Origin of the sequence: Pedobacter sp. (genome assembly GCF_041645105.1) — a bacterium.
Taxonomy (GTDB): domain Bacteria; phylum Bacteroidota; class Bacteroidia; order Sphingobacteriales; family Sphingobacteriaceae; genus Pedobacter.
Map to the genome: position 1 here is coordinate 718,545 of NZ_JBAZQQ010000002.1, position 14,291 is coordinate 732,835.

A 14,291-nucleotide genomic window follows, 5' to 3' on the forward strand; every position below is an offset into this window, starting at 1 on the left:
TTTTACAAATTATTTGAATTCCAGTCAGCATGGAAAATTCCCGGCTCATCTGTACGTTCAAAAGTATGAGCACCGAAGAAATCTCTTTGTGCCTGTGTTAAATTAAGTGGTGAATTGGCTGTTCTTAAAGAGTCATAATAAGTTAAAGCCGAAGCAAAGGCAGGTAAGGCAAAACCGTTTTGTATGGCATTACCGATTACTTTTCTTGTACCTGGGACAATTTCTTTTAGTTTATTTTGGATTTCTGCATCGGCATATAAATGGGCTAGATCAGGTTGTTTGTGATAAGCCTTATAGATATCTTCCAGCAATGCGGCTCTGATGATACATCCACCACGCCATATTTGCGAGATTTCCTGTAAATTCAGTTCGTATTTATATTCTGAAGACGCCTGATTAAGCAAGTGTAAACCTTGGGCGTAGCAGGTAATCATGGCGAAATAAAAAGCTTGTTCCAGCTGTATCTCAAAATCTGATGGATTATCTACTTTCTCTACCTCATGTGGCAATGCATTAGCTAGGAAAACACGTAATTGCTTAAACTTAGAAAGATCTCTGCTACTTACGGCTTCATTAATAATAGGAATAGGCAACTGCAAATCCATAGAAACTTGTGAAGTCCATTTTCCAGTGCCTTTTGATTTAGCTTCATCTTTAATCACATCAATCAGATAGCCACCAGATTTAGCATCTTTTACAGTGAAGATATCTCTAGTTACTTCTAAAAGGAAGCAATGCAATCTGCCTTCATTCCATTTTTTAAAGGTGTTGTAAATTTGCTCATTGTTGTAACCCATCCCATTTTTAAGCATGTAATAAGCTTCGGCAAGGATTTGCATAATAGCATATTCAATACCATTATGTACCATTTTCACAAAATGGCCAGAAGCACCAGGACCTATATAGGCAACACAAGGATCGCCATTTACTTTGGCCGATACAGCTTCGAGGATAGGTTTAACAGTATTGTATGCTGTTTTATCACCACCAGGCATCATGCTAGGTCCAAAACGGGCACCCTCTTCACCTCCAGAAATACCCATTCCAAAGAAATGGATATCTTGTTTAGAAAGCTCTTCAGCTCTTCTGCTGGTATCGATAAAGTGTGAATTGCCACTGTCAATGATTACATCGCCTTTATCCAGTAATGGAACAAGTTCCTGAATCACGCTGTCAACGATCTGACCTGCAGGTACCAATAGCATAACCCTTCTAGGTAATTCTAAACTTTGTATAAAATCTCCCAAAGAAGAGAAGGCTTTTAAATTATGAGCTTTTCCATCTTCTTCAAGTTTTCGTAGCATATTGGCATCTTTGTCATAACCTGTTACTGCAAAGCCATTGTCGGCCATATTAAGTAATAAGTTACGACCCATGGTACCAAGGCCGATCATTCCTAAAATATACTTGTTATTCATTGTTTATTTTTTTGCTGGATGATTGGTGAAAACATGATATTTTTCTTCCAGATCCCATAGCTTTGCACCCCCTTTTATTCCGTCTTTATTTGTTGACAGATGAATGTTATGATCGAGTGCAAATGTAATATGCTTGGAATTACCACCACCAATGTATAACGTATCGTAATTAAATACTGTTTTATATATTTCTATAATATGTTGTAAACGCTCGTTCCATTTTTCTATACCAATTTTTTCAAAAGCTTTATCGCCTATATAATCGTCATAGTCTTTTGTTTTTGTAATTGGCATGTGTGCTAATTCCAAATGTGGTAATAGATCACCATCAAATACTAATGCTGTTCCGAAGCCGGTGCCTACAGTAAATACAATTTCAAAGCCTTTGCCTGAAACAATACCAAGAGCCTGCTGATCGGCATCGTTAATAAGCCTTACAGGTTTGCCGAAAAGATCACTTACATGCTGTGCAAGATCTATATCTATCCATTTATTTTTAGCAAGATTTACTGCAGTTTGTACTCTGCCACATTTAACATAGCCTGGAAAACCAATAGAAATTTTCTCAAAATTATCATTTAATGTAGCTACAAGTTCTTTGATACATTTTAGTACTGTAGCAGGAGTAGCATTTTTTGGTGTAGGTAATTTTTTGAATTCCGAAATCAGGTCACCCTTTGAACTTAAAATACAAGCTTTAATGCTGGTACCACCAATATCAATTGATAAAATGTTAGTGTTGTTTTTGTCTTTTTTGGTAACTGGCATGTTTTGTTTGTTGAATAAAAAAAGGCCTGTTCGTTAATATGTTTCAAAATAACAAAATTAAGATCAATATTCATCTATACAATCTGCTTAATCCTCAGTTATGATGATCTTTTTTTCGTATTTACTGCTTACAATGCCTATTTAAAGGTGGATCACGTTGATTAAAAATGACCGAAATTTAATAAATGAAACTTTTTCAAAACAAGAAAAGCTGTAAATTAGCATTTCTTGTTAGCAAGGCAGCAGAATTAGTTATTATGAAAAAGAATTTTGTATCCAACTCCCGGGAATCAATAAGAATGTTTAAGAATCCTTTGTTCGAAGCATTGTCTAAAGTACCGTTTTATGTTCCTTTAATTGTCTATATACCAGTGATATTTTATTTTAGCTGGATTTCTGTTCAGATGAATGGGGTAGGGCTGTTTCTAGGACAGCTTTTGCTAGGCGTACTGATCTGGACTTTAACGGAATATGTACTTCATAGGTTTGTCTTTCACTTTTATCCTTCTTCAAAATTGGGAAAACGGATTCATTTTATATTTCATGGGGTACACCATGATTATCCGAATGATGCACAGAGGCTAGTGATGCCGCCTTCAGCCAGTATACCACTTGCCGCTGCTTTTTATTTTTTATTTAAATGGATATTTCCGACTTATATGTTAGATGGGTTCTTTGTTGGATTTATTGGGGGTTACCTCTTTTATGATATGACTCATTATATGTTGCACCATGCTCAATTTAAAAATGGGGTATGGAAAAAGATCAAACAACACCATATGTTACATCATTATGATGATTCAACAAGGGGGTACGGGGTAACTTCAGCTTTATGGGACAGGATTTTTGGATCAGATTTTTTAAAGAAATAAAAAAATATAATATGTGTTTTGTGCCTTTTGAAAGGCTGAAAGGTGATTTATAAAAAAAGCATCGCTGTTAATAAACTTTAAATCAAAATTTTTGGTAAAAAAACTGTAAAAATAATTTGTTTTATAGTTTTTCTGTTTCTATCTTCGGGTACGTACCCATCATTTTGATATATGAAGAGACTTTTACCCTTTCTACTTTTAATCACTGCCTTTGTATTGAATGGTAATGTTAGTGGTGTGGACAATCAGAGTTCTGTTACTGATTCTGTTTACCTGAATACAAAAACTGTTATTTCTGGTTTGAATGTGCCATGGGAAATGCAATGGGGACCAGATAATTGGATTTGGTTTACGGAGCAGTCTGGTACATTAAGTAAACTTAATCCAGAAACGGGTGAGCGGAAAGTATTGCTCAGGCTTCCGGAAGTATATAGGTATCGCTCTTTAGGACTATTAGGTATGGCCGTACATCCTGATAAGTCAAAACCTTATGTTTTTCTTGACTATACATATAAGAATGGTACAGCTATTCTTTCAAAATTGGTTAGATATACTTATACTGCTGATACTTTAACAAATCCCTTGATCTTATTGAATGATATCCCAGGAAATACAGGACATAATGGCTCGCGTATTACGATTGCACCCGATGGAAAGGTGATAATGACTACAGGTGATGCTGTTAAAGGGGCGAATGCACAGAACGTAAATTCTATAAATGGTAAAATACTACGTATTAATATAGATGGTTCCATCCCAAAGGATAACCCTTTTCCTGGTAATCCTGTTTGGTCAATGGGGCATCGAAATGCACAAGGGTTGGCATTTACAAAGCATGGTCATCTTTATAGTTCAGAGCATGGTGATGCAATTGAAGATGAACTTAATCTGATAAAAAAAGCTGAGAATTACGGTTGGCCTAATGTAGAAGGAATTATTGATACCGAAAAGGAAAAGGAGTTCTGTAAGAACATAAAAGTGACTGAACCTGCAAAAGCATGGACACCGGTTATTGCTCCTGCCGGCATCTCGTATTATGGGTCGACAGCTATTCCAGAATGGAATAATTCGATTTTGCTTGTTACATTAAAAACACAAAGTTTAAGAGTACTGAAGCTATCGGAAGATGGAAAGACTGTAAAATCAGAAAAGATTTATCTGGATCATGAACTGGGACGTTTACGTGATGTATGTGTATCACCAGCAGGTGACGTCTACGTTTCAACTAGTAACCGTGACTGGAATCCTGGTGAGGGTTATCCAAAAAAGGATGATGATAAAATTGTAAAGGTATTTAAGGTAAAGAAACCTGTTACTTCCAAAGTAATTGTTAAAAATGAGGTGAAGCCAGTAGTTTTACCAGGTGCTGTAGTTTATAATAACTATTGTGCTTCCTGTCATAAAGCTGATGGTAAGGGGATTGCAGGAGTTTTTCCTCCATTAAAGGGAACCTCACGTGTATTAGGAGATAAGAATGCACTGATCTCTGTAATGTTAAAAGGTCTATCGGGGCCAATAGTTGTAAAAGGGCAGAAGTATGATCAGGAAATGCCATCATTTAATTTTTTAAGTGACAAGGATATTTCCCTTGTTGCCAGTTATATTAGATCCCAGTTTGGGAACAAAGCAACTGCTGTGACTGCAGCTGATGTTAAGTTAGTAAGGAGTGCAAAAAAATAACGCTTTTAAGGGGGATAATTTACAGCGGTTAAGCTACTGAATTATGCCTTTTGTTAATTTTCGTGTACGTACACTTTTTTGTGTACACATTATAAATAGGGAGATATCAACTAAAAACCAAATTAACCAAAGTATGGAGAGACACTTTACTCAACATGTAAAACCAATTCATTTGTTTTTATTGTTTGCACTATGCCTGATATTACCAGATATCAGTTATGCACAGCAACTAAAAAATATGACTGGTACTGTAACGGATGGATCCACGGGTGAACCTATGCCGGCAGTAAGTATTAAGTTAAGACGTACAAATGCAGTAGTTCATACTGATAAAGATGGAAAGTACGCAATTCGTGTGAATAGCGAAGACGTTTTGATTTTTTCATACGTAGGCTATCAAACCAGGTCTATTCTTATTGGCGATAAAAAAACGCTGAACGTGGCCCTTAAGGAATCTGAATCAAGTTTATCTGAAGTTGTTGTGGTGGGGTACGGACAGGTTGATAAGGTAGATCTGACGGGGTCTGTTGCACAGGTTAAGTTGCAAGACATGGAAAAGGCACCTGTTGGTTCTTTTGATCAGGCACTTCAGGGGAGGGTTGCAGGGGTGAATATTTCCGCTACCGATGGCCAACCTGGTGAGGGACTGAACATTGTGATCAGAGGTGGTAATTCATTAACGCAGAGTAATTCGCCATTGTACGTAATAGATGGTTTCCCCGTTGAAGATTTTAGTGCGGGTGCCATCAACCCTGATGATATTGAGTCGATCAATATCTTGAAGGATGCATCCTCTACTGCTATTTACGGTGCCAGAGGTGCAAATGGTGTAATTTTGATCGAAACAAAGAAAGGAAAAGTAGGATTGCCTATTATAACGTTTAATAATACTGTTGGTATTCAGCAACGACAGAAAACAATGGAAATGATGACTCCATATGAGTTTGTGAAATACCAGATGGAACTTGATATGAATTATGCAAATACATATTATTTATCCAGTAAAGGTAGAACGCTTGAGGATTATTTGACTACACCTGCTGTTGATTGGCAGGATCAAGTATTCAGAACCTCATTAAACCGTATTCATACCATTGCTTTACGTGGAGGAACTCAACAAACCAAGTATTCAATATCGGGTTCTAATCAGGAGCAAAATGGTATTTTGTTAAATTCTGCTTATACCACGTATCAAGGCAGAATTGGTTTAGACCAGGAAATAAGTAAAAAACTAACTGCAGGTTTCAACGTAAACATTTCCAAAAGGAAATCTGATGGTTCAGTGATTAGAGAAGGAGAAGGTACTACTTTGACCTCATATTTGTTAACAAGAGCCTGGTCTTACAGACCTGTTACTGGTAGTGTAGATGAGAATCTTTTGGAAGAAGATTTGGATGAAGATGCTTTAAACCAATTTGATGCAAGGTTTAATCCTGTTTCAACGAGTAATAATGCCTACAACATCCGAACTAATACAGACTTGTCAGCGAATGGGTATATTAACTATAAAATAAGTCCATCGTTATCATTTAAAACTACAGGAACTGTTTATAATAGTTTTATTTCTATAGAAAATTTTTATAACTCTAAAACTCCGCAAGGTTCACTCATTAGTTTGTTAAATTCCAGAAAGATCAATGCTTCTGTAAGTAATGGGGAGAGAATGACTTTATCTAGTAATAGTGTCCTGACCTATAATAAAACTTTTAGTAAATCTCATAAGATAACTGCGTTGGGAGGTTTTGAAATTCAGTCTTCTAATTATAAAGGGTACGGATTTTCTACTCAACAAATCCCTAATGAGGAGATGGGAATGTCGGGAATGGATCAGGGAAATCCGCTAAACACATCGGCTCTTGATGCTGAATATTCCTTACTTTCTGGTTTCGGTAGATTAAGCTATGGCTTTAAATCGAAATATTTGTTTACAGCAACATTTAGAGCAGATGCTTCCTCTAAGTTTTCTGATGAAAACAGATGGGGATATTTTCCAGCTGTTGCTGTAGCATGGAATATGCATTCTGAAAAATGGTTCAAGGATAATCTGAGCTTTATAAGTAATTCTAAATGGAGGTTGAGCTATGGGCTAAATGGTAACAACAGGGTATCGGAGTACACAAGGTTTACTAGTATTACACAACCTTTTGGTGCTTCTTATTCATGGGGAAATGGAACTCCTGTATTGGGGGCCTATATTTCTAGTCTTTCTAATAAAAAATTAAAATGGGAAACTACTGAATCTTACGATTTGGGATGGGATCTGTCTTTCCTGAAAGGAAAAATTGACTTAACTGCGGAGGTATATAGAAAAAATACACGTGACTTACTACTAAATGCATTGTTAGCCACTAGCTCTGGATATCCATCTGGAATGAAAAATGTAGGTAGTATTAGAAATCAAGGATTGGAAATATCATTGAGTACAAAAAACATTAAAACTAAAAAGTTCTCATGGAATTCTGATTTTAACATCACATTTAACGAAAGTAAGATTTTATCCTTAAATGACGCTCAGGACAAATTGTTTAGTACTCCAGCATATATCAGTCAATTTAATGCTAATCCGCTGTACATATCTGAAGTTGGACAACCAGTTGGTATGTTCTTTGGCTTTGTATGGGAAGGGACTTATAAATATGAGGATTTTGATAATCCCTCTCCTGGAGTTTACAAACTGAAAACCGGAGTTCCAAACAATGGTACCGATAATGTTCAACCAGGTGATATCAAGTATAGAGATTTAAACAATGATGGAACAATTGATCCTTTTGATATCACAATTATAGGTAGAGGATTACCCATTCATACTGGAGGTTTTAATAATAATTTTACATATGGCAACCTATCATTGAACGTATTTCTTCAATGGTCTTATGGTAATCAGATTTATAATGCAAATCGTAATCCATTTGATGGAAATTCGAATACTTTTCGCTTATTTAACCAATTTGCTACTTATGCAGATAGGTGGTCGCCAGAAAACCCTAACTCTGATATATACAGGACAAGAGGTCAGGGAGAAATTGGCTGGCATTCGTCAAGGGTAGTTGAAGATGGGTCATACTTAAGATTAAAAACTGTAGCATTGGATTATAGGATCCCGGCTAAATACTTAAAACCATTAAATATTAAAAGTTTAATTTTTGGTGTAGCAGGACAGAACTTATTTACCTGGACAAAATACTCGGGTATGGATCCAGAAGTATCGGTAAGAAATGCTACGTTGATGCCAGGATTTGATTATTCAGCGTATCCAATAGCTAGAACAGTAGTGTTAACATTGAAGACAACATTTTAAATCAGTAGCGTAATGAAATTTATTAGATATATTTTAATAGTTGTAGTCGTAATAACTGCAACATCGTGTAAAAAGTTTTTGGATAAAGAACCTAAAGATTTTTTATCAGATCCTAAAGCGTTTTATGATACCGAGGATAGGCTAAATGCTTCGATCGCGTCTGTTTATGACAAAATGGGGGCGTTACATGGTACGGGTTGGTTATATACTTATGGGAATGAGGCTGATGAAGGATTTTATGCCAGGGATAACACAATGACCATGCCTGCTTTTTTTGATTTTACAGCTGGCCATTCCTATGTGGCAGCTGTATGGAGAGATTGTTACGATGGTATTAATAGGGCAAATGCTTTCTTGGAAAATGTAGATAATAATCCTTCTATCCCTGAATCTTTTAGAAACAGACTTAGGGGAGAAGCTCACTTTCTAAGGGGATACTATTACTTTTTATTAGTTCAGTTTTATGGAGGAGTTCCTATTCGGACCGAATCTACTAAAGATGCTACTCAAAATTTAAATAAAAAGAGAAGTACTGTTGCAGAGGTATATGAGTTGATTCTTTCTGATATGAAAAAGGCAGAAACTTTAGTTCCAACGATAGATGCGATAGGCCACGGAGGAAGAATAAGTAAGTCGGCCGCAAGAGGATTACTTGCCAGAATTTGTCTTACAATGGCTGGGTTTCCGTTGAAGGATGAATCGAAGTATGTAGAAGCGAGAGATTGGGCAAAAATGGTTATGGATGATCCGATACATGGCTTGAACCCTGATTTTACAAATATTTTCGTGAAGTATGCCAGAGATGAATACGACATAAGAGAGAGTATTTTTGAAGTTGAGTTTTGGGGTAACAGAACGGATGTGTATACTGAAACAGGTTCTGTTGGTTTTGCAAATCAACCTATAAATACTAATCCAAATACTGGTAATGGTTTTGGAGGATTAAAGGTTACTTATAAATTGTGGAGACAGTTTGCCAGTCCAAATGATATGAGGAGAGACTGGACTATTGCTAATTTTGGTTATACGACTTCTGGGCCAAACGGGGCTAAATCACCAATTACTACGGCTTCGGAATCTACGATTTACAATAGACAAGTAGCAAAATGGAGAAGAGAATATGAAACTTTATTACCTAAGGCAATTGGGGCAACTCCACAAAATTTCCCTTTATTGAGATATTCAGATATCTTATTGATGTTTGCAGAGGCTGAAAATGCGGTTAATAATGGGCCAACACAAGAAGCATTCAATAAGATAAATGAAGTGAGAAGAAGAGCTTACGGTACTGGGTACAGAATTGCGACAATTACTAAAGTGGCTTCCGGAAGTGGCTATACAGCTACCCCAATGATTGTAATAAAAAATAGTGATGGACATGAAGGTGCTCAGGCCTATGCTTATGCAACTTTAGGTACTGGTGCAGCAGCGGGTACTATAAACACAGTTACATTGTTAAGCAAGGGAGCTTTTTATAGTGTAACACCTCCTACTGTTTCATTTGTATCTGTTAATGGAGTTGGATCTGGAGCTACTGCAACTGTTACTATGGAAGCTATAAATCCTGCAGATGCAAATATTCCAGTAGATTTAGGGCTTGATGAATTAAGCTTCCTGGAAATTATAAGAGCAGAAAGAATGAGGGAGTTATCTTTCGAACAAATGAGAAGATTTGACCTTATCAGATGGGGGATTTTTGGAGATGCGATGAGAGAAGTGGCGGACGCAATGTCTTCTACTCCACCTGCAGCATCTAATCTTTATGCAGCTGTCAGATTTCAAAAAGCACAAAATGTAAAGCATATCTTATGGCCAATTCCATCTGTAGAAATCATGATGAATTTAGATATGGTTCAAAATCCAAATTGGTAATTTAATTTATATAGATATGAAAATTAAATATTTAATAATATTGCTATTTGCATTTCAGTTGTGTGCATGTGACAAATCTTTAGACGTTAAGGAACCTAGCTTTGATGTTACTACGGATAAAACTACTTACAAAGTAGGTGATAATATACAATTCAATATTAGTGGTGATGCCAAGTATATTACATTTTATTCTGGAGAAGATGGCTCTAATCGTGATTTTGTTGGTGCGCCAAGAATGGTTGCTTACGATAAATTAAATCTGTATTATACCATATGGTATCAGCGTCGTTTGGCATATCCTCAAGTTTCCATATTAGTGTCTACAAACTTTACCGGCGACAGGTCTAATTTAAATGATGTAAAGGCTGCAACATGGATAGACATAACTGATAGGTATCCTTTTCTAATGGGACAAGCCGCTCTTGATGGACATACTGCATCTAATAGAGTAGATATATCTGATATAGTTAAACCAGGAGATAAAATGAATTTTGCGTTTAAATATATCAAAAATGCAGAGTCAACTACCTTTGCCACAGTTTGGTTAAGTAAAGTGAATTTGGCTTATAGTAAAGGCATTAAACAAGTAGATATAGGTGGGGAAACTGGTAAAAACCTGGGCGAACTTTTTCTTGTACGACCTGCGATGAATGAGAATAAGATTCCTGACAGATCTGATAACAGATGGTATACCAGAACTCCTCCTGTTGATAATATTATCCTATGGGCAAATGGTTCAAATGTAACTATAGATGGTAAAGCTTATACTACAACCTCATATCAGGAAGAATACTGGGTTTCTAAAACATTTGAAATTGCTGAAACCTTTGAAATTCAAGATGTAGGTTTACCTTTAAAAGGGTATTCAGATTCAAGAGTGAATTATCATACCTGGACATACACAAAGCCTGGGACTTATAAAGTGGTATTCGAAGGCTCCAATGCAACCATAAAACAGACTACTACGAAAACAAAAGAAATTATTCTCACTATAACTGAGTAGCTTTCTGCCTAAGCTTGATAATTTGTATTAAGTTTTAGGGTATAATACTACTGACCTTGTTTAAAAGAGTCAGTAGTATTTTTTATTATCATGTTTTCCTTTGAAAAAACAATCACGCTTACTACTACCAGTTGTTTTTACAACATAATATGCTTACTATTGATTTTCGTGTACGTACACAGTCTGTGAACGATTATCAGTAATGCCAACTAACCAAACCAAGTTTTAAACCAAACCAACCAAACTATGAACAGAAATGCTACTCAACACCTAACTCTTATAAAAGAGCATTCATTAAACTAACCAAATTAAACCTTATGATTATAAAAAAGAAAAGAAACCAAGGTTTTTTAGTGCTTCTATTTATTAGTTTTTTAATACCTGTAACCGTTGTTGGTCAACAGGTGAAGAATATAGTAGGAACAGTAACCGACGGTGATACTGGAAAACCAGTTGAAGGCATAAGTGTCAAAGTTAAAAGAACTAATGCTATAGTATTTACTAATACAGATGGTAAATATGGATTAAAAGCGAACAATAAGGATGTACTTATTTTTTCAGGTACAGATTATCAGACCCGTTCTTTAGTTCTCGGGACAAAGACTGTCCTGAATGTTTTAATGAAACAAAAACAAGATGATGAACTCAAATTAGTTGACATCGGTTATGGGGTAATCAGAAAGCGAGAATTGGGTAATGCTATGGCTCAGGTGAGAATGGGAGATCTGGTGAATATTCCTGTTGAATCTTTTGATCAGGCTTTGGCGGGCCGACTGGCCGGAGTTCAGGTATCTTCTACAAATGGACAGCCTGGGACAACTGCAAACATTGTTGTTCGTGGAAACAACTCATTATTGAAAAGTAGTACTCCTCTTTATGTTATTGATGGTACTGCGTTGGAAAATCCTGATCTGGGGGCTTTAAACCCAGAAGAAATCGAATCAATTAACGTTTTGAAAGATGCCGGTGCTACAGCTATTTACGGGTCAAGAGGGGCTAATGGGGTAGTACTGATTCAGACTAAAAGAGGCAAAGTGGCCACTTCCATCATTAATTTTAATGCTGCTGCTGGTTTTCAACAACCAGTAAAGCAAATTGAAATGATGAATCCATATGATTTTGTGAAATATCAGATTGAGCGGAGCGGGAATCAGGCTAAACAGATTTATACCCCAGCAGAACTAGCTACAAGTGATCCATTATATGTTGCAAGTGGCAGGAAACTTGAAGATTATAGATTTAAAGAAGGGATAGACTGGCAGGATCGAATTTTTAGAAATGCACCTATCCAGAATTATAATATTTCTATGAGGGGAGGGGATTTGCAAACCAGATATGCTTTATCTGGTTCTATGTTCGATCAGGAAGGAATCATAGTAAATAGTGGATCCAGACGTTATCAGGGAAGAGTTTCTTTAGACCAGGCCTTAGGAAAAAGTGCTCGAATTGGCCTTACCTTAAATTATAGCCGTAATACTAGAATTGGCGAAGCGGTTAGTGTAGATGGAAGCAACGACTTCTCCTCATATGTTTTGTATAGAGCTTGGGGATATAGACCAATTTCTAATGTGCGTGGAGAGGATCTGACAGCTTACAATACTGATCCGCTTTATAGCACTCCAGGTACGATAAGGATCAATCCAGAAGTGGCGGCTTTGAATGCTTATCGTCATTCTAATACCAGAAACTTATTTGCAAATACTTATTTGGAGATTGATATTGTTAAAAATCTTCAGTTTCGTACTACTGGTTCCATTAATTCAAGTAAAAACCGTTTAGAGATTTTCAATAATTCACTTACTCCTCAAGGAAATGCCAACAATACGTTAGGAGTGAATGGAACTTTTGGTAAGATTGAACAAAGAGATTTATCAGTAGAAAATACACTTACTTATACTAATACTTTTGAAAAAGTTCATAATCTGATAGTATTGGCTGGTTACTCCTATAGAGAAAGCCAGGACGAAGTGTATGGATTTTCATCAAGCAATCTTCCTCAGGAAAAATTGGGCATTTATGGATTATCGGAGGGAATTCCCTATGATGGTGTGTCGAAAGGCAGAAGATATGCATTTAAATCATATTTTGGCCGGGCGCACTACAACTATAAATCTAAGTACCTATTAAGTGCTACACTTCGTGCAGATGAATCCTATCATTTTGCTAAAAGAAGAGCTTTAGGATATTCACCTTCTGTAAGTTTAGCCTGGAATATGAAACCAGAAGATTTCATGGGAAGCTTAAAAGCTATTTCTGCTTCAAAGATTCGTTTTAGTTTTGGTGCAACCGGTAACAATAGAATTGAAGCAATGGATCATGATTCATTTTTTGCAAATTCATTTGTACAAGGTGGTGATTTATCAGACTTAAGTGTGTTAAGCTGGACAAACCCATATTTATTATGGGAAAGTACAAAGCAGTTAGATCTTGGATATGACTTGAGCTTGTTCAATGATAGGATTGGATTTAATTTTGACTATTATAGAAAAGTAACTGGGTTTAGCCGGTATTACACTGGTATGGCTACAGTTAAAAATTCTGGCTTTGAGTTTAATTTGAATACTGTTAATGTAAGAAGTAAGAACTTTAGCTGGTCATCTAATTTTAATATCAGCCTAAACAAAAATGAATTACTTGAATTAGGAAAAAGTGCATCTGCAATTCATTCGGGAGTAACCTCGACAACAAATGCAGATGCGTTGTACATTTCAAAAGTTGGAGTGCCTATCGGTCAATTCTATGGGTATATTTTTGATGGAATTAAACAGACAGGTGAAGCCCAGCCAGGATTTGTGAAATATAGGGACCTAGATGGAAATGGAATCATTGATGATAATGATAAAACGGTAATTGGAAGTAGCTTACCAATACATACTGGTGGTTTTTTTAATAACTTTTCTTACAAAGCATTTGATTTGAATGTTTTCTTGCAATGGTCTTATGGCAATGACATCTACAATGCCAATCGTGCAGTGTTTGAAGGGAACCCAGCTATGAATGATGTGAATCAGTACGCTGATTATGCAAACAGATGGAGTGTAAAGAATCCTTCAAATGAAATCCCTATGACTGGCGGTGCTGGTCCAGATAGGTTTCAGTCTTCAAGATTTATTGAAGATGGCTCATACTTACGTATAAAATCAGTTTCATTAAGCTATTCTATTCCTAAGAACTTAATCAAGCCGCTTTATCTAACTAGTTTAAAGTTTCATGTTTCAGGGCAGAATCTATTGACATTTACAAATTATACTGGTCTTGATCCTGAAGTTTCTGCCCGTCATTCGGTCTTGACTTCTGGTTTCGATTATTCAGCGTATCCACAGGCCCGTACCATTTCGTTCGGAATTAACGCAGCATTTTAACAGCTGATTATAACAAAT

The 14,291-nt window shown here is 36.2% G+C and carries 8 protein-coding genes; 6 read left to right on the forward strand and 2 right to left on the reverse strand.

The annotated features are described in order from the left end of the window. Nucleotides 1-2: 2 nt before the first annotated feature. Both gndA and WC623_RS09355 read right to left on the reverse strand, forming a co-directional pair. Nucleotides 3-1,418: an NADP-dependent phosphogluconate dehydrogenase gene (gndA, locus tag WC623_RS09350; protein WP_372850253.1), complete on the reverse strand. Its 1,416-nt coding sequence runs from the start codon at nt 1,416-1,418 to the stop codon at nt 3-5. Between the two features lie 3 nt (nt 1,419-1,421). Continuing rightward, on the reverse strand, nt 1,422-2,186 hold the full coding sequence (locus tag WC623_RS09355; protein WP_372850255.1) for an ROK family protein: 765 nt from the start codon (nt 2,184-2,186) through the stop codon (nt 1,422-1,424). A gap of 257 nt (nt 2,187-2,443) precedes the next feature. Here WC623_RS09355 and WC623_RS09360 point away from each other — a divergent pair, with 257 nt between their 5' ends. From WC623_RS09360 to WC623_RS09385, 6 genes are all read left to right on the forward strand, one after another. Then, nucleotides 2,444-3,058: a sterol desaturase family protein gene (locus WC623_RS09360; protein ID WP_372850257.1), complete on the forward strand. Its 615-nt coding sequence runs from the start codon at nt 2,444-2,446 to the stop codon at nt 3,056-3,058. 171 nt (nt 3,059-3,229) lie between these two features. Beyond that, nucleotides 3,230-4,738: a PQQ-dependent sugar dehydrogenase gene (locus tag WC623_RS09365; protein ID WP_372850259.1), complete on the forward strand. Its 1,509-nt coding sequence runs from the start codon at nt 3,230-3,232 to the stop codon at nt 4,736-4,738. Nucleotides 4,739-4,871: 133 nt separating this feature from the next. Then, nucleotides 4,872-8,036: a SusC/RagA family TonB-linked outer membrane protein gene (locus tag WC623_RS09370; protein ID WP_372850261.1), complete on the forward strand. Its 3,165-nt coding sequence runs from the start codon at nt 4,872-4,874 to the stop codon at nt 8,034-8,036. Between the two features lie 12 nt (nt 8,037-8,048). Further along, complete coding sequence (locus tag WC623_RS09375) at nt 8,049-9,908, forward strand: RagB/SusD family nutrient uptake outer membrane protein (protein ID WP_372850263.1); 1,860 nt, start codon at nt 8,049-8,051, stop codon at nt 9,906-9,908. A 16-nt stretch (nt 9,909-9,924) separates the two neighbouring features. Next, nucleotides 9,925-10,911: a DUF5017 domain-containing protein gene (locus WC623_RS09380; RefSeq protein WP_372850265.1), complete on the forward strand. Its 987-nt coding sequence runs from the start codon at nt 9,925-9,927 to the stop codon at nt 10,909-10,911. Between the two features lie 317 nt (nt 10,912-11,228). After that, nucleotides 11,229-14,273: a SusC/RagA family TonB-linked outer membrane protein gene (locus WC623_RS09385; protein ID WP_372850267.1), complete on the forward strand. Its 3,045-nt coding sequence runs from the start codon at nt 11,229-11,231 to the stop codon at nt 14,271-14,273. The last annotated feature ends 18 nt before the right edge of the window (nt 14,274-14,291 follow it).

Excerpts from the sequence above, each read along its gene's own strand:
- WC623_RS09360 (WP_372850257.1), top strand. The coding sequence starts at position 2,444 with ATGAAAAAGAATTTTGTATCCAACTCCCGGGAATCAATAAGAATGTTT.
- WC623_RS09380 (WP_372850265.1), top strand. The coding sequence starts at position 9,925 with ATGAAAATTAAATATTTAATAATATTGCTATTTGCATTTCAGTTGTGT.
- WC623_RS09385 (WP_372850267.1), top strand. The coding sequence starts at position 11,229 with ATGATTATAAAAAAGAAAAGAAACCAAGGTTTTTTAGTGCTTCTATTT.
- WC623_RS09365 (WP_372850259.1), top strand. The coding sequence starts at position 3,230 with ATGAAGAGACTTTTACCCTTTCTACTTTTAATCACTGCCTTTGTATTG.
- WC623_RS09375 (WP_372850263.1), top strand. The coding sequence starts at position 8,049 with ATGAAATTTATTAGATATATTTTAATAGTTGTAGTCGTAATAACTGCA.
- gndA (WP_372850253.1), bottom strand. The coding sequence starts at position 1,418 with ATGAATAACAAGTATATTTTAGGAATGATCGGCCTTGGTACCATGGGT.
- WC623_RS09355 (WP_372850255.1), bottom strand. The coding sequence starts at position 2,186 with ATGCCAGTTACCAAAAAAGACAAAAACAACACTAACATTTTATCAATT.
- WC623_RS09370 (WP_372850261.1), top strand. The coding sequence starts at position 4,872 with ATGGAGAGACACTTTACTCAACATGTAAAACCAATTCATTTGTTTTTA.